Origin of the sequence: Neorhizobium alkalisoli, from assembly GCF_007829835.1 — a bacterium.
Classification (GTDB): domain Bacteria; phylum Pseudomonadota; class Alphaproteobacteria; order Rhizobiales; family Rhizobiaceae; genus Neorhizobium.
Window position 1 is genome coordinate 147,416 of sequence record NZ_VIWP01000002.1, and the last position, 16,566, is coordinate 163,981.

19 protein-coding genes are annotated in these 16,566 nt (G+C 58.8%); 3 read left to right on the forward strand and 16 right to left on the reverse strand.

Going from position 1 to position 16,566, the window contains the following annotated elements:
- Positions 1–219: 219 nt before the first annotated feature.
- From rpsQ to rpsL, 15 genes are all read right to left on the reverse strand, one after another.
- Positions 220–456, reverse strand: a complete 237-nt coding sequence (rpsQ, locus tag FHW37_RS06515) for a 30S ribosomal protein S17 (protein WP_145634182.1) — start codon at positions 454–456, stop codon at positions 220–222.
- Positions 457–467: 11 nt separating this feature from the next.
- Positions 468–668, reverse strand: coding sequence for a 50S ribosomal protein L29 (gene rpmC / locus FHW37_RS06520; protein ID WP_007531673.1), 201 nt, complete (start codon positions 666–668; stop codon positions 468–470).
- Between the two features lie 12 nt (positions 669–680).
- On the reverse strand, positions 681–1,094 hold the full coding sequence (gene rplP, locus FHW37_RS06525) for a 50S ribosomal protein L16 (protein WP_145634185.1): 414 nt from the start codon (positions 1,092–1,094) through the stop codon (positions 681–683).
- A gap of 38 nt (positions 1,095–1,132) precedes the next feature.
- Positions 1,133–1,876 carry a 30S ribosomal protein S3 gene (gene rpsC / locus FHW37_RS06530; RefSeq protein WP_145634187.1) on the reverse strand — a complete coding sequence of 248 codons (744 nt, stop codon included), beginning with the start codon at positions 1,874–1,876 and terminating at the stop codon, positions 1,133–1,135.
- Positions 1,876–2,265: a 50S ribosomal protein L22 gene (rplV, locus tag FHW37_RS06535; RefSeq protein ID WP_145634189.1), complete on the reverse strand. Its 390-nt coding sequence runs from the start codon at positions 2,263–2,265 to the stop codon at positions 1,876–1,878. Before rplV ends, rpsC begins: the two co-directional genes overlap by 1 nt.
- 2 nt (positions 2,266–2,267) lie before the next feature.
- A complete protein-coding gene (gene rpsS, locus FHW37_RS06540; RefSeq protein WP_145292336.1) occupies positions 2,268–2,546 on the reverse strand; it encodes a 30S ribosomal protein S19 in 279 nt (92 codons plus the stop codon).
- 16 nt (positions 2,547–2,562) lie between these two features.
- Positions 2,563–3,396, reverse strand: coding sequence for a 50S ribosomal protein L2 (gene rplB, locus FHW37_RS06545; protein WP_145634191.1), 834 nt, complete (start codon positions 3,394–3,396; stop codon positions 2,563–2,565).
- Positions 3,397–3,407: 11 nt separating this feature from the next.
- Positions 3,408–3,701 (reverse strand): 50S ribosomal protein L23, encoded by a 294-nt coding sequence (locus FHW37_RS06550; RefSeq protein ID WP_145634194.1) that lies wholly within the window; start codon positions 3,699–3,701, stop codon positions 3,408–3,410.
- Positions 3,698–4,318 carry a 50S ribosomal protein L4 gene (gene rplD, locus FHW37_RS06555; protein ID WP_145634197.1) on the reverse strand — a complete coding sequence of 207 codons (621 nt, stop codon included), beginning with the start codon at positions 4,316–4,318 and terminating at the stop codon, positions 3,698–3,700. Before rplD ends, FHW37_RS06550 begins: the two co-directional genes overlap by 4 nt.
- Before the next feature lie 14 nt (positions 4,319–4,332).
- Complete coding sequence (rplC, locus tag FHW37_RS06560) at positions 4,333–4,974, reverse strand: 50S ribosomal protein L3 (RefSeq protein WP_145634198.1); 642 nt, start codon at positions 4,972–4,974, stop codon at positions 4,333–4,335.
- Between the two features lie 37 nt (positions 4,975–5,011).
- The gene (gene rpsJ, locus FHW37_RS06565) at positions 5,012–5,320 is read right to left on the reverse strand and encodes a 30S ribosomal protein S10 (protein WP_003507767.1); all 309 of its coding nucleotides are present in this window, start codon (positions 5,318–5,320) and stop codon (positions 5,012–5,014) included.
- 312 nt (positions 5,321–5,632) lie between these two features.
- Positions 5,633–6,808, reverse strand: coding sequence for an elongation factor Tu (tuf, locus tag FHW37_RS06570; protein ID WP_145634200.1), 1,176 nt, complete (start codon positions 6,806–6,808; stop codon positions 5,633–5,635).
- 69 nt (positions 6,809–6,877) lie between these two features.
- Complete coding sequence (fusA, locus tag FHW37_RS06575) at positions 6,878–8,977, reverse strand: elongation factor G (RefSeq protein ID WP_145634202.1); 2,100 nt, start codon at positions 8,975–8,977, stop codon at positions 6,878–6,880.
- Positions 8,978–9,010: 33 nt separating this feature from the next.
- On the reverse strand, positions 9,011–9,481 hold the full coding sequence (rpsG, locus tag FHW37_RS06580; RefSeq protein ID WP_145634204.1) for a 30S ribosomal protein S7: 471 nt from the start codon (positions 9,479–9,481) through the stop codon (positions 9,011–9,013).
- A 79-nt stretch (positions 9,482–9,560) separates the two neighbouring features.
- A complete protein-coding gene (gene rpsL, locus FHW37_RS06585) occupies positions 9,561–9,932 on the reverse strand; it encodes a 30S ribosomal protein S12 (RefSeq protein WP_003547537.1) in 372 nt (123 codons plus the stop codon).
- Positions 9,933–10,435: 503 nt separating this feature from the next.
- On the opposite strand from rpsL, the gene FHW37_RS06590 reads away from it, so the two are divergent.
- The 3 genes from FHW37_RS06590 (at position 10,436) to FHW37_RS06600 (ending at position 12,227) form a co-directional block, all read left to right on the forward strand.
- Positions 10,436–10,729, forward strand: a complete 294-nt coding sequence (locus tag FHW37_RS06590; RefSeq protein ID WP_145634205.1) for a transcriptional regulator — start codon at positions 10,436–10,438, stop codon at positions 10,727–10,729.
- Positions 10,730–10,912: 183 nt separating this feature from the next.
- Complete coding sequence (locus tag FHW37_RS06595) at positions 10,913–11,623, forward strand: acid phosphatase (protein ID WP_145634207.1); 711 nt, start codon at positions 10,913–10,915, stop codon at positions 11,621–11,623.
- A 232-nt stretch (positions 11,624–11,855) separates the two neighbouring features.
- Positions 11,856–12,227, forward strand: coding sequence for a DUF6693 family protein (locus tag FHW37_RS06600; protein WP_210249275.1), 372 nt, complete (start codon positions 11,856–11,858; stop codon positions 12,225–12,227).
- Between the two features lie 101 nt (positions 12,228–12,328).
- Here the strand turns inward: FHW37_RS06600 and rpoC are convergent, their stop codons facing one another.
- Entirely contained in the window at positions 12,329–16,537 is a 4,209-nt protein-coding gene (gene rpoC / locus FHW37_RS06605) for a DNA-directed RNA polymerase subunit beta' (protein ID WP_145634208.1), read from the reverse strand.
- Between the last annotated feature and the right edge of the window lie 29 nt (positions 16,538–16,566).

Below are 16,566 nucleotides of genomic sequence, written 5' to 3' on the forward strand. Positions count from 1 at the left end.
ACCGGCAAGACCGCGCGCGAAAATGCACGGAGCCGGCAATGAACATAATTTTTGTGCGCGGGATGGGTCTTGCCAAGGTGGTTTCCCGAGTTGGGACCTTCCATGCGCTCAAAGCAAAAGTACGCCCGTTGCCGAGCGTACTGCGCCAGTGGCGTGCTTCATATACGATTCTGCGCCAGACGCAAGGCCCTTAGGCCAGTCTGACGCAAAACTGTAAGATTAGGCCTGGGCGGTAATAACCGTCCAGGTCTTGTCCTTGGAGATCGGTGCGCATTCCTCGATGGAAACTACGTCACCAACCTTGAACTGGTTGTTTTCGTCATGCGCCTTGTACTTCTTGGAACGGCGAACCGTCTTCTGAAGCAGCGGATGCGCGAAGCGGCGCTCTACCCGAACAACAACGGTCTTCTCGTTCTTGTCCGAAACGACTACGCCCTGCAGAATGCGTTTTGGCATATTATTCTTCCTTAGGCCTTGGCTTCTGCCGCCTTCTGGCGGGCAATGGTCTTAACGCGGGCGATGTCCTTGCGGACTTCGTTGATGCGCGAGGACTTCTCGAGCTGACCGGTGGCCTTCTGGAAGCGCAGGTTGAACTGCTCCTTCTTCAGGTCGGCGAGCTTGTCCTTGAGCTGGTCGGCCGTGAGGCCGCGAACTTCTTCGGCTTTCATGTGCCTTGCTCCTTACTCTGCGATGCGCTGTACGAAGCGCGTCTTGACCGAGAGCTTGGCGGCACCGAGCGTCAGAGCCTGGCGGGCAAGCTCTTCCGTAACACCATCGATCTCGAACATCATACGACCAGGCTTGACCTTGCAAGCCCAGTATTCGACGCCGCCCTTACCTTTACCCATACGGACTTCGGTAGGCTTGGCAGTAACCGGAACGTCAGGGAACACACGGATCCAGACGCGGCCGGCACGCTTCATAGCACGCGTGATCGCGCGGCGGGCCGCTTCGATCTCGCGAGCATTGACGCGGTTCGGTTCAAGTGACTTCAGGCCGAATTCGCCGAAAGCCAGGTCGAAGCCGCCCTTGGCCACACCCTTGATGCGACCTTTGAACTGCTTGCGGTACTTGGTACGCTTTGGCTGCAACATTTTCTTACTTCTCCGAGCTTATCTTTCGCCAGCGCTTATCAAGCGTTTTCGCGTTCGCGACGACCGCCTCGGTCACCGCGATCACCGCGTTCACGGCTTGCCGGGCCCTGTGCGTCGCCTTCCAGCGCGCGGCGTTCGGAAGCCATCGGATCGTGCTCAAGGATTTCGCCCTTGAAGATCCAGACCTTGATGCCGCAAATGCCGAAAGCGGTTTCAGCCTCTGCAGTACCGTAGTCAATGTCGGCGCGCAGCGTATGAAGCGGCACGCGGCCTTCGCGGTACCATTCGGTACGAGCGATTTCTGCACCGCCGAGACGGCCGGCGCAGGTGATCTTGATGCCTTCGGCGCCGAGACGCATGGCCGACTGAACGGCACGCTTCATCGCACGGCGGAAAGCCACGCGGCGCTCGAGCTGCTGGGCGATCGACTGAGCGACCAGCGTAGCATCAACTTCCGGCTTGCGCACTTCAACGATGTTGAGGTGCGTTTCCGAGCGGGTCATTTCGGAAAGCTTCTTGCGGAGCTTTTCGATGTCTGCGCCCTTCTTGCCGATGATCAGGCCCGGACGAGCCGAGTGGATCGTGACGCGGCACTTCTTGTGCGGGCGCTCGATGACCACCTTGGCGATACCGGCCTGCTTCAGTTCCTGCATGAGATATGCACGGATCTTCAGGTCTTCGTGGAGCAGCTGGCCGTATTCGGCGTTGTCGGCGAACCAACGGCTGTCCCAGGTGCGGTTAATGCCGAGGCGGAAACCGATCGGATTAATTTTCTGGCCCATTATGCGGCCTCCCCTTTTTCCTCGACTTCGCGAACGACGATCGTCAGATGCGCGAAAGGCTTTTCGATGCGCGATGCACGGCCACGGCCGCGAGCGTGGAAACGCTTCATCGTGATCGACTTGCCGACGTAAGCTTCTGCTACGATCAGCGCGTCGACGTCGAGGTCATGGTTGTTTTCGGCGTTGGCGATAGCAGACTCGAGGGTCTTCTTCACCGTGCCAGAGATACGCTTGCGCGAGAACTCGAGTTCTGCGAGTGCGCGCTCAACCTTCTTGCCGCGGATCATGGCGGCAACCAGGTTCAGCTTCTGCGGGCTGATGCGAAGCGTACGGGCGACTGCCTGTGCTTCGTTGTCCTTCAGCCGGCGTTCGGTCTTTGCCTTCGCCATGATTACTTCCTCTTCGCCTTCTTGTCCGCGCCGTGACCGTAGTAGGTCCGGGTGGGAGCGAATTCACCAAACTTGTGTCCGACCATGTCTTCGTTGACGGCTACCGGCACATGCTTGTTGCCGTTGTAGACGCCGAACGTCAGACCGACGAACTGCGGCAAGATGGTGGAGCGACGGCTCCACATCTTGATTACTTCACTGCGTCCGCCTTCGCGCACCTTCTCAGCCTTCTTGAGAAGATAGCCGTCAACAAACGGACCTTTCCATACTGAACGAGCCATTGAACGACTTCCTCTCTTACTTCTTCAGGTGGCGCGAGCGCATGATGAACTTGTCCGTGGACTTGTTCGAACGTGTGCGCTTGCCCTTGGTGGGCTTGCCCCAAGGCGAAACCGGATGACGGCCACCCGAGGTACGACCTTCACCACCACCGTGCGGGTGGTCGACCGGGTTCATGACGACGCCGCGGTTATGCGGACGCTTGCCACGCCATACGGTACGACCGGCCTTGCCGTCGTTGATGTTGCCGTGATCCGGGTTGGAAACGGCGCCAACGGTAGCGAGGCACGAGCCCGGAACGAGGCGCTGTTCGCCGGAGTTCAGGCGCAGGATAGCCATGCCGGCATCGCGGCCGACCAGCTGTACGTAGGTGCCAGCAGAGCGAGCGATCTGACCGCCCTTGCCCGGCTTCATTTCGACGTTGTGAACGATCGAGCCGACCGGGATGTACTGCAGGGGCATGGTGTTGCCCGGCTTTACGTCGACGGCCTTGTCCGAAGCGATGACCTTGTCGCCGGCAGCGAGACGCTGCGGAGCGATGATGTAGGCCTGCTCGCCATCGGTATAGGTGATGAGCGCGATGAACGACGTACGGTTCGGGTCGTATTCCAGACGCTCGACCGTGCCTTCAACGTCGAACTTGCGACGCTTGAAGTCGACCAGGCGGTAGGTACGCTTGTGACCGCCGCCGATGAAGCGGGCGGTGATGCGGCCGTTGTTGTTACGACCGCCGCTCTTGGAGAGACCTTCCGTCAGCGCCTTGACCGGCTTGCCTTTCCACAGGCCCGAACGGTCGACGATGACCAGCTGACGCTGGCTCGGGGTCGTCGGATTATAGCTTTTCAGTGCCATTTTTCTTTACCTCAGAGACCGGTGGAGATGTCGATCGTCTGACCTTCGGCCAGGGTGACAACAGCCTTCTTGACGTCTTTCTGCTTGCCGACGAAACCGCGGAAGCGCTTCGTCTTGCCCAAACGGACCAGCGTATTGACGGCAGTGACCTTCACACCGAAGAGAGCTTCTACGGCAGCCTTGATTTCCGGCTTCGAAGCAGTCTTGGCAACGTTGAAGACAACCTGGTTGTGCTCAGACAACAGGGTCGACTTTTCGGTGATCGACGGAGATACGATCACGTCGTAGTGGCGAATGTCTGTCACTTGAAACGCTCCTCGAGGGCTTCAACCGCAGCCTTGGAAAGCACGAGCTTGCCGCGACGCAGGATGTCGTAAACATTGATGCCCTGAACCGGCAGAACGTCCACGTTCGGGATGTTCTGGGCTGCGAGCTTGAAGTTGCTGTCGAGCTCAGCGCCACCGATCAGGAGGGCGTTGGTGAGACCGAGCGAAGCGAACGTACCAGCGAGAGCCTTGGTCTTTGCTTCAGCAGCAACCAGGTTGTCGACGATGATCAGGTCTTCGGCCTTGAGCTTGGCAGAGAGAGCGTGACGCAGAGCGAGCGCACGAACCTTCTTGGGAAGGTCATGCTCGTGGCTGCGCACGACCGGGCCGTGAGCCTTACCACCGCCGCGGAACTGCGGAGCGCGAGCCGAATGGTGACGAGCGCGGCCCGTACCCTTCTGCTTGTACATCTTGGCGCCGGTGCGCGAAACTTCCGCACGGCCCTTGGTCTTGTGCGTGCCCTGCTGCTTCTTGGCGAGCTGGTAACGCACCATACGTGCGAGGATGTCCTCGCGGGGATCGAGGCCGAAGATCGCATCCGACAGGGAAACCTGGCCGGCGTCTTTTCCCTCGAGGGTCTTGACGTTGAATTCCATTGTAGCTGGCTCCCTTACTTCGCGGCCGACTTGATGGCGTCGCGAACAACGATCCAGGCGCCCTTGGAGCCGGGGACGGCACCCTTGACGAGGATCAGGCCGCGGCCTTCATCGGTCGAAACGACTTCGAGGTTCTGGGTGGTGATGCGCGTCTGGCCCATGTGACCAGCCATGCGCTTGCCCTTCCAGACCTTACCCGGATCCTGGTTGTTACCAGTCGAACCGTGCGAACGGTGCGACACGGAAACACCGTGGGTCGCGCGAAGACCGCCGAAGTTATGGCGCTTCATGGCGCCGGCGAAACCCTTACCGATGGAGGTACCGGTCACGTCGACCAGCTGACCAGCAGCAAAGTGATCAGCCTTCAGCTCGGTGCCGACTTCGATCATGTTATCTTCAGAAACGCGAAACTCGACGAGCTTCGCCTTCGGCTCAACGTTGGCAATAGCGAAGTTGCCGCGCATAGCCTTGGAGGTGTTCTTCACCTTGGCAGAACCAGCACCGAGCTGAACGGCTGCATAGCCATTCTTCTCAACAGTGCGGTGTGCGACGACCTGGCAGTTTTCCAGCCGCAATACGGTAACCGGGATATGCTCGCCAGCGTCGTTATAGACGCGGGTCATTCCCACCTTTTGTGCAATTACACCCGAACGCATCGGTTCAATCCTTCTCACTCAGTCCAAGACAGAAGTCTTAGAGCTTGATCTCAACATCGACACCTGCGGCGAGGTCGAGCTTCATGAGCGCGTCCACCGTCTGCGGGGTCGGGTCTACGATGTCGAGAAGGCGCTTATGCGTGCGCATCTCGAACTGCTCGCGGCTTTTCTTGTCGACGTGGGGGGACCGGTTAACCGTAAACTTCTCGATGCGGGTCGGAAGCGGAACGGGGCCCCGGACGCTAGCTCCGGTGCGCTTCGCCGTCGACACGATCTCGCGCGTAGAAGCGTCGAGAATACGGTGATCGAATGCCTTAAGGCGAATGCGGATATTTTGGCCGTTCATTCGACGTTATCCTTGTTATCTTGTTTACGCATGCCTGGGTTACGGCACACGTTGTTCGTTTTCCTAAGGCGGGACCACCGGTGTCAAAGATCGAACGGGATGCGCGAACAGCAGCATCCCCTTCCAGTCTTCGGGCCATTGGCCCACCTTAATTTCTTTAGCAATTGCCTACTTCGTACAAACGAAGCACGCGCAAATCGCGCTTGCGCGCCATTTGCTACATTTCTGTGTCATAAGCAAGTCACCATCGGCAACTTGCTTAAAGAAATTCATGCACTCGGCGCAAACCTGGTTTGCGCCGAGTGTTATCGATTACTCGATGATGGAAGCGACGATGCCGGCGCCGACGGTACGGCCGCCTTCGCGGATAGCGAAGCGCAGCTTTTCTTCCATCGCGATCGGAACGATCAGTTCGACGGCAACCGTGACGTTATCGCCAGGCATAACCATTTCCGTGCCTTCCGGCAGGGAGACGATGCCCGTCACGTCCGTCGTGCGGAAGTAGAACTGCGGACGGTAGTTGGTGAAGAACGGCGTATGACGGCCGCCTTCTTCCTTCGTCAGGATGTAGGCTTCTGCCATGAACTTCTTGTGCGGCTTGACCGAACCCGGCTTGCACAGGATCTGACCACGCTCGACGCCGTCACGGTTAACACCGCGAACCAGTGCGCCGATGTTGTCGCCGGCCTGACCCTGGTCGAGCAGCTTGCGGAACATTTCAACGCCGGTAACCGTCGTCTTCGAGGTGGCGCGGATGCCGACGATTTCGACTTCTTCACCAACCTTGACGATGCCGCGCTCGACGCGACCGGTCACGACCGTACCACGACCCGAGATCGAGAACACGTCTTCGATCGGCATCAGGAACGGCTGGTCGATCGGACGCTCAGGCGTCGGGATGTAGGCGTCGACTTCGGCCATCAGCTTGCGGATAGCGTCTTCGCCGATGGTCTTGTTCGAATCTTCGAGAGCGGCCAGAGCCGAACCCTTGACGATCGGAATGTCATCGCCCGGGAAGTCGTAGGACGACAGAAGTTCGCGAACTTCCAGTTCGACGAGCTCGAGGAGCTCTTCGTCGTCAACCTGGTCGACCTTGTTGAGGAACACGACGATCGCCGGAACGCCAACCTGGCGCGCGAGCAGGATGTGTTCGCGGGTCTGCGGCATCGGGCCGTCAGCAGCCGAGCACACCAGGATCGCGCCGTCCATCTGGGCTGCGCCGGTGATCATGTTCTTGACGTAGTCGGCGTGGCCGGGGCAGTCAACGTGTGCGTAGTGGCGGTTCGGGGTCTCGTATTCGACGTGCGCCGTCGAGATGGTGATACCACGGGCCTTTTCTTCCGGAGCAGCGTCGATCTGGTCATACGCCTTGAATTCACCGAAATACTTCGTGATCGCAGCCGTCAGCGACGTCTTGCCGTGGTCGACGTGACCGATCGTGCCAATGTTGACGTGCGGCTTATTGCGCTCAAACTTGCTCTTTGCCATTGGAGGCTCTCCATTCTTGTCCCCACCAAAGGGGGAAATTCTTCAATGCCTAGGGATGGGTAGCTCCGGTCACTTCTGACCGGAGTACTTTGCCTGGATTTCGGTCGCGACGTTCGACGGGACCGGTGCGTAGTGATCGAACACCATCGAGTACTGAGCGCGGCCCTGCGACATGGAGCGCAGGTTGTCGACGTACTTGAACATGTTCGCGAGCGGAACGTGGGCAGCGATGACCACGGCGATACCGCGGCTTTCCTGACCCTGGATCTGACCACGACGGGAGTTCAGGTCACCGATGACGTCGCCGACGTAATCTTCCGGCGTTACCACTTCGACCTTCATCATCGGCTCGAGGAGCTGGGCACCGGCTTCGCGGGCAGCTTCACGGAAGCATGCACGGGAAGCGATTTCGAAGGCCAGGACCGACGAGTCGACGTCGTGGAAAGCGCCGTCGATGAGGGTCGCCTTGACGCCCAGCATCGGGAAGCCTGCCAGCGGACCGGAAGACAGAACGCTTTCGATACCCTTCTGAACGCCCGGGATGTATTCCTTCGGAACAGCACCACCGACGATCTTGGATTCGAACTTGAAATCTTCGCCATCCGGGTTCGGTTCGAAGATGATCTTGACGCGTGCGAACTGACCAGTACCACCCGACTGCTTCTTGTGGGTGTAGTCCTTTTCCGTCTGACGGGTGATCGTCTCGCGGTAAGCAACCTGCGGAGCACCGACGTTTGCTTCGACCTTGAACTCGCGACGCATACGGTCGACGATGATGTCGAGGTGAAGTTCGCCCATGCCGGCAATGATGGTCTGGCCGGATTCCTGGTCGGTCTTGACGCGGAACGACGGGTCTTCAGCAGCCAGGCGGTTGAGCGCGAGGCCCATCTTTTCCTGGTCGCCCTTGGACTTCGGCTCGATCGCGATCTGGATGACCGGCTCCGGGAATTCCATGCGCTCGAGGATAACCGGCTTCAGGGGATCGCAGAGCGTGTCACCCGTGGTGGTTTCCTTGAGGCCGGCGAGAGCAACGATGTCGCCTGCAAAGGCTTCTTCGATGTCTTCACGGGAGTTCGAGTGCATCTGAAGCATACGGCCGACGCGCTCGCGCTTGTCCTTGACCGTGTTCATGACGGACGAGCCCTTTTCGAGCTTGCCCGAGTAGATGCGAGCGAAGGTCAGCGAACCGACGAAGGGGTCGTTCATGATCTTGAACGCGAGCATCGAGAGCGGCTCGTTGTCGTCAGCGTGACGTTCGATTTCGGCTTCGGTCTTGAAGTCGATGCCCTTGATCGCCGGAATGTCGAGCGGCGACGGCAGGTATTCGACAACGGCGTCGAGCAGCGGCTGAACGCCCTTGTTCTTGAAGGCAGTGCCGCAGAACATCGGGTGGAACTTGACGTCGATCGTGCCGCGGCGAACCAGGGCGCGGATCTTGTCGTTGTCCGGCATGTCGCCGTTCAGGTAAGCTTCCATCGCTTCTTCGTCGATCTCGACAACGGTCTCGATCAGCTTTTCGCGATATTCGGCAGCCTTTTCCTTCAGGTCGTCCGGGATCTCGACTACGTCCCAGGCAGCGCCGAGGGACTCGTCACGCCATACGAGAGCGTTCATCTCGATCAGGTCGACAACGCCCTTGAATTCGGTTTCTGCACCGATCGGGAGCTGCATGACAACTGCGGTGGCGCCGAGACGGGTCTTGATCATCTCAACCGAGCGGTAGAAGTCCGCACCGGTCTTGTCCATCTTGTTGCAGAAGATCATACGCGGAACGTTGTACTTCTCAGCCTGACGCCAGACGGTTTCCGTCTGCGGCTCTACGCCGGCGTTGGCATCGAGAAGAGCGATCGCACCGTCGAGAACGCGCAGCGAACGTTCGACTTCAATGGTGAAGTCGACGTGGCCGGGGGTGTCGATGATGTTGAAGCGACGCTTCTTGCCATCACGGCCGGTCCAGAAGGTCGTGGTCGCAGCAGAGGTGATCGTGATGCCACGCTCCTGCTCCTGCTCCATCCAGTCCATCGTGGCTGCGCCATCATGAACTTCGCCGATCTTGTGCGACTTACCGGTGTAATAAAGAATACGCTCGGTGGTCGTGGTCTTGCCGGCGTCGATATGCGCCATGATACCGAAATTTCGGTAGTCTTCGATTTTATACTCGCGAGCCATAGGACTGCCTTTCGAATTTCGATCGGATGGAAATTACCAACGGTAGTGCGAGAATGCGCGGTTCGCGTCAGCCATCTTGTGCGTGTCTTCACGCTTCTTGACGGCAGAACCACGGTTGTTTGCAGCATCCATGAGCTCGCCGGACAGGCGATCGATCATGGTCGTTTCGTTACGCTTGCGGGCAGCAGCGATAACCCAGCGGATGGCGAGAGCCTGACGGCGCTCCGGACGAACGTCAACCGGGACCTGATAGGTTGCACCACCAACGCGGCGCGAACGGACTTCAACATGCGGCGCGACATTGTCGAGCGCCGAATGGAAGATACCGAGCGGATCGGCCTTGGCCTTGCCCTGCACGACGTCGAACGCGCCGTAAACAATGCTTTCAGCTACGGACTTCTTGCCGTGGAGCATGATGGCATTCATGAACTTGGTGACGATCAGATCGCCGAACTTCGGGTCCGGGTTGATCTCACGCTTCTCTGCACTATGGCGTCTGGACATACTTCTTCTCGTCTCTAAACGTTAAGGCGCTCAACCACGCGGAGGACCTCGCGCAGCGCCGGGATCTTAAAGTTCCGAATTACTTCGGACGCTTTGCACCGTACTTCGAACGGCGCTGCTTACGGTTCTTGACACCCTGGGTATCGAGAACGCCGCGGATGATGTGGTAACGAACGCCCGGCAAGTCCTTGACGCGGCCGCCACGGATCATGACGACAGAGTGTTCCTGCAGGTTGTGGCCTTCACCCGGAATGTAGCCGATGACTTCGAAGCCATTGGTCAGACGGATCTTGGCAACCTTACGCAGAGCCGAGTTCGGCTTCTTCGGGGTCGTGGTGTAGACGCGGGTGCAAACACCACGCTTCTGCGGGTTTTCCTGCAGGGCAGGAACCTTATTGCGCTTTACGTTCGCCTGGCGAGGCTTGCGGATCAGCTGGTTTACGGTAGGCATACAACCATCCCTTACGTTTTTCTGTACCCTTGCGGGCAATCTCATGCCGTTTCCGGCGGCGCTACACACATTTCCTCATGCACGAAACGTGGCCCGATCCTCAACGGATGGACCACAATAAGGCAGAGGACGCATTCAAGATGCGTCATGCGTGCAGCATTCGTGTCGTCAACGTGCGTTTGGAACCTTGTTTGAGGCAGAATCCAGAACTAGACGTACTGGACGGGCAAGCCTCACATCGCTTCCGATGCGGGGCGTTTACTGTCTTAGCCCCTGCGCGTCAAGGCCCGGCCCGAAATTAATGGCTGAAACGCCCGGTTTCAAGGGGGAAACGGCCGCCATGGGACCCCCTGCCCTTAACCGTTCCGGCATGAATATGGCGGTCCATCCAATTCTATTTGGGAATCGGCGCGGATGGCACTATGGATGCGTTCAATACGCCCATTTTCGGCACTCGGGACAGGGGCCAGAAAGGGGATCGACCTTTCGGCATGGAGAATCAGATGATCAGCTCGCCAGACAATGACAACCGGCTCGACGGACCGATGATCTTCATCATCATCGGCAAGGGCTACGAGAACAAGGGCGGCGAAGGCGTCGAGCTGCATATCATGCTGCGTGCACCCGACGACGATTCGGCCGTGCGCGAAGCCTTGAACGCGCTTTCCGAAGAAGGTTTTATCGAAGCGGACCTCGACCAGATCGGTGTCCTGACCGACGAGCCGCCGGAAGAGCCGCATGCATCGGCCTATCAGGGCGCACTCGAAGGCGAAGTCGCGATCATCCGCTTCGAATAGACCCTTCCCGCACCAATCGGCGCCGCGGCATCCCTGCCGCGGCCTTTCGCGGCCTGCCGCGCTTCGCATGCCGTCCTCTGAATCATGGACAAAAGTTAATCAGCCGCGCGGGCTGACTGTCACGTATCCAGAACAATACGCTCCTAAATCTCCTCCCGCATTTTTGCCTCAAGAGGAGTTTTCATGCGCAACCTGTCCACGTTCGTCTCCCTCGGCCTGGCCGCAGCGATCGCCTTTGCCTCTCCCGTCCTTGCCGAAGAGAAGGCCGCTCCCTTCACCGACGCGAAGGAAGTCAATCTCGTCAACCTGCTGCCGCCGCCGCCGGCGAACGATTCTGCCAAGACCAAGCAGGAGATCGGCCAGATCCTCACCATTCAGGTGACCCGCACGCCCGAGATGGAAGCTCGCGCCAAGGCCGATGCGGAAGAGACGATCTTCCGTTTTGCCGAAGTCGTCGACAATCCGAAGTTCGCCAAGGAAAATCTGCCGAAATTCTCCGCCTTCTTCGACCGCGTCGTCGAAACAGAAGCGGCCGTCGTCGATCCGGCCAAGGATGTCTGGAAGCGGACCCGCCCTCACCTTCTCTACCCCGATCTGGTCAAACCGGCCGTGCCGCTGTCGAAATCCGGCTCCTATCCGTCCGGCCACACGACGGTTGGCACGCTGATGGGCGTCGTGCTTGCCAACATGCTGCCGGAAAAGCGCGATGCGATCATGGCACGCGCCTGGGAATTCGGCTGGAACCGCGTAATCGGCGGCATCCACTATCCGAGCGACATCGAGGCCGGCCGTATCTCCGGCATCTCGATCGCCCAGACGATCATGCAGCATGACGACTACAAGACCGAATTCGACGCTGCCAAGGCTGAACTGCGCAGCGCGCTCGGCATGTGAGCAGAAGTCTCCAGCCGGAGACAAGCGAGCCGCCGGTCATGCCGGCGGCTTTGTTATTACTTCCATTCGACTTTTGATAATCAATCTGGTTTCGTCGAAGTGTCCGGCCAATCGGGGGAAGGACACGCACAAGCGGTGGCGGATCTTGCGTGGTCTAGTCGGCTACATCGCGCAAGAAAGCCAAATCAAGCAGACGAACAGCACGATATGCTTTAAATTCCAGGGGGAAATCATGGAAAACAGTATTCAGGCACTATCTGGCAACTCAATCGCAAGGCCAGCAAAGTTCAGGTGCAATTTTTCGGTCACCGAAGCGATCGGAAGCATCATCATCTGGATCATCCTATCAATCGTGACGCTCGGCCTCGCGCTCTTGATCTTTCCCTATTACCTCAATCGGGCGGTGCTCAATAAGACGGAGGTTCTGGACGCAGCAGGCCGCCCGATCGGCAGGCTGGATTGCCAGTTCAATCTGGCATCCTCCATCGGTCACGTCATTCTCTGGTTCCTGCTGATCATTGTAACTTTGGGGCTCGCAAGCTTCATCTATGTCTATCGCGTTTTGCGGGTCGTATTGAACGAGACCAGAATTAGTTATTATTGACACGCCGAGCATCATTCGACGCCCACGGCCACGCTTAAGAACGCAAAAACCGCCCGGATCGCTCCGGGCGGTTTTTTCATTCCTTCGGAAAATCCGGCCGATTATTCGGCCGGGGTGTTTTCCGGGTTCATGTTCTGCAGCATCGGGGTTGCCGAAGCGGAACCCGTACCCTTCTTGCGCTCCTCGAGGATGAGGTCGTCGCGCGAGGTGGCGATGCGGCGGATCTGGGTCATGGTGCCGCCGGTACCGGCCGGGATGAGACGGCCGACGATGACGTTTTCCTTGAGACCCTGCAGCGTGTCCATCTTGCCGGCGATCGCAGCTTCCGTGAGAACCTTGGTGGTTTCCTGGAAGGATGCGGCCGAGATGAAGGACGGCGTCTGCAGCGATGCCTTGGTGATGCCGAGCAGGACCGGTTCGCCGTAAGCGGGCTTCTTGCCCTCTTCGGCCAGACGATCGTTGGCATCTTCCAGTTCGATCCGGTCGACATTGTCACCGACGATGTACTGGCTGTCGCCGGCATCGGTGATCTCGACCTTCTGCAGCATCTGACGAACAATCACTTCGATGTGCTTGTCGTTGATGACAACGCCCTGCAGACGATAGACTTCCTGGATTTCGTTCACGAGGTAGGAAGCGAGTGCTTCCACGCCCTTGATCGCCAGAATGTCGTGCGGCGCAGGATTGCCGTCGAGGATGTAGTCGCCCTTTTCGATGTAGTCGCCTTCCTGAAGGTGGAAGGGCTTGCCCTTCGGGATCAGGTATTCGACTGCTTCGACGCCGTCTTCGGCAGGCTCGATCATGACGCGACGCTTGTTCTTGTAGTCGCGGCCGAGGCGGATCGTACCATCGATCTCAGCGATGATGGCGTGGTCCTTCGGACGACGAGCTTCGAACAGTTCTGCGACGCGCGGCAGACCACCGGTGATGTCCTTGGTCTTGGCGCTTTCCATCGGCACACGTGCAAGCACGTCACCCTGGGAAACCTTCTGACCCGGCTCGACCGACAGAATGGCGTCAACCGAAAGGTTGAAGCGGGCTTCGCCACCACGCGACAGCTTCATGATCGCACCGGAAGCGTCCTTGATGACGATTGCCGGCTTCAGATCCGTACCGCGCGGGGTCGAACGCCAGTCGATAACCTGACGCTTGGTGATACCGGTCGACTCGTCGGTCGATTCCAAGACGGAGATCGAGTCGACCACGTCTTCGAACTGAACCGTACCGGCGACTTCCGTCATCATCGGGCGTGTGTAGGGGTCCCACTCTGCCAGACGCTGACCGCGACGAACCTTGTCACCGTCATCGACGAACAGCTTCGAACCGTAGGCAACGCGCTGCGACGAACGCTCGACGCCACGCTCGTCAAGGATGGTGACCGCCATGTTGCGGCCCATCGCGACGAGAACGCCTTCCGAGTTGCGCAGCATGTTGCGGTTCTTGAGCAGGATCGTACCTTCGTACGATGCTTCCAGGAACGACTGGTCGACCACGTTTGCCGTACCACCAAGGTGGAACGTACGCATGGTGAGCTGGGTGCCCGGCTCGCCGATCGACTGTGCTGCGATAACGCCGACGGCTTCGCCCATGTTGACCGGCGTACCACGAGCAAGGTCGCGGCCGTAGCAGACCGAGCAAACGCCGGTCTGAACTTCGCAGGTCAGTGCGGAGCGAATGCGGATCGACTGGATGCCAGCCTTTTCGATTTCGATGACATCCGGCTCGAGGATCATCTTGCCAGCGTCGACGATGCGAGCACCCGTGACCGGATGATCGATATCGTCCAGAGCGGTACGACCAAGGACGCGAGCGCCGATGGAAGCAACGACCTGACCGGCGTCAACGATCGCCGTCATGGTGAGGCCCGATTCCGTGCCGCAATCCACGAGGTTGACGATGCAATCCTGTGCCACGTCGACGAGACGACGGGTCAGGTAACCGGAGTTCGCGGTCTTCAAGGCGGTGTCTGCCAGACCCTTACGGGCACCGTGGGTCGAGTTGAAGTACTCGTTAACGGTCAGGCCTTCCTTGAAGTTCGAGATGATCGGGGTCTCGATGATTTCACCCGACGGCTTCGCCATCAGGCCGCGCATGCCGCCCAGCTGGCGCATCTGGTTCGGAGAACCACGGGCACCCGAGTGGGACATCATGTAGATCGCGTTCATCGGCTTCTGGCGACCGGTCTCCGCGTCGAATTCGACGGCCTTAATACGAGCCATCATGTCTTCGGCGACCTTTTCGGTTGCCTTGCCCCAGGCGTCGACGACCTTGTTGTACTTTTCGCCCTGAGTGATCAGGCCGTCATTGTACTGCTGCTCGTATTCCTTGACGAGAGCTTCGGTGTCACCGACGATCTTCACCTTGGAATCCGGGATGATCATGTCGTCCTTGCCGAACGAAATGCCGGCGCGGCAGGCATGGGTGAAGCCGAGCTGCATGATGCGGTCGCAGAAGATCACCGTGTCCTTCTGACCGCAATGACGGTAGACCGTGTCGATCATCTTGGAGATGTTCTTCTTGGTCATTTCCTGGTTGCAGGTCTCGAACGGCACGTTGACGTTCTTCGGCAGAAGTTCGCCGATGATCATACGGCCAGGCGTGGTTTCATAGATCTTCGAAACCAGCTTGCCATCGGCATCCATGGTCTTGAAGCGACCGCGGATCTTGGCATGCAGGGTGACGACCTTGTTTTCCAGCGCATGGTGAAGTTCGCCCATGTCGGAGAAGGCCATGCCTTCGCCCGGCTCGCGCTCGTTCATGATCGACAGATAGTACAGGCCGAGAACCATGTCCTGCGAAGGAACGATGATCGGCGCACCGTTTGCCGGATGCAGGATGTTGTTCGTCGACATCATCAGCACGCGGGCTTCGAGCTGGGCTTCGAGCGACAGCGGCACATGAACGGCCATCTGGTCACCGTCGAAGTCGGCGTTGAAGGCCGTGCAGACGAGCGGATGCAACTGGATAGCCTTGCCTTCAACCAGGGTCGGTTCGAAGGCCTGGATGCCCAGGCGGTGCAGCGTCGGTGCGCGGTTCAGGAGAACCGGATGCTCGCGGATGACCTCGTCGAGGATATCCCAGACTTCCGGCTTTTCCTTTTCAACCAGCTTCTTGGCCTGCTTGACGGTCGAGGAATAACCCTTGGCGTCGAGGCGGGCGTAGATGAACGGCTTGAACAGTTCGAGCGCCATCTTCTTCGGCAGGCCGCACTGGTGCAGCTTCAGTTCCGGACCGGTCACGATGACCGAACGGCCGGAATAGTCGACGCGCTTGCCGAGAAGGTTCTGGCGGAAGCGGCCCTGCTTGCCCTTGAGCATGTCGGACAGCGACTTCAGCGGACGCTTGTTGGCGCCGGTGATGACGCGGCCACGACGGCCGTTGTCGAACAGCGCGTCCACAGATTCCTGCAGCATGCGCTTTTCGTTGCGGATGATGATGCCCGGAGCGCGCAGTTCGATCAGGCGCTTCAGACGGTTGTTACGGTTGATGACGCGGCGGTACAGATCGTTGAGGTCGGACGTCGCGAAACGGCCACCATCGAGCGGAACCAGCGGGCGCAGATCCGGCGGGATGACCGGAACGACCTTCATGATCATCCATTCCGGGCGGTTGCCGGATTCGATGAAGTTCTCGACGATCTTCAGGCGCTTCATCAGCTTCTTCTGCTTGAGATCCGAAGTGGTCTCAGCAAGTTCGGCACGCAGGTCGCCAGCGATCTTTTCGAGGTTCATCGACGCAAGCATCTCGTAGATGGCTTCCGCGCCGATCATGGCCGTGAACTGATCTTCACCGAACTCGTCGATGGCGATCATGTATTCTTCTTCCGACAGAAGCTGATTTTCCTTCAGCGACGTCAGGCCCGGTTCGGTGACGATGTAGTTCTCAAAATAGAGAACGCGTTCGACATCCTTCAGCGTCATGTCGAGCAGGGTTGAGATACGCGAGGGAAGCGACTTCAGGAACCAGATATGGGCAACCGGAGCGGCGAGCTCGATATGGCCCATGCGCTCGCGGCGAACGCGCGACAGCGTGACTTCGACGCCGCACTTTTCGCAGATGATGCCCTTGTACTTCATGCGCTTGTACTTGCCGCACAGGCATTCGTAGTCCTTGATAGGCCCGAAGATGCGGGCGCAGAACAGACCGTCGCGCTCAGGCTTGAAAGTACGGTAGTTGATGGTCTCCGGCTTTTTGATTTCGCCGTAGGACCAGGAGAGTATCTTCTCCGGCGACGCGATCGAGATACGGATCGAGTCGAAGTGCTGTGCCGGCACCTGCGGGTTGAAAAGGTTCATGACCTCTTGGTTCATGCCTGTCTCCTTATGGGGCAAAAGCCCTC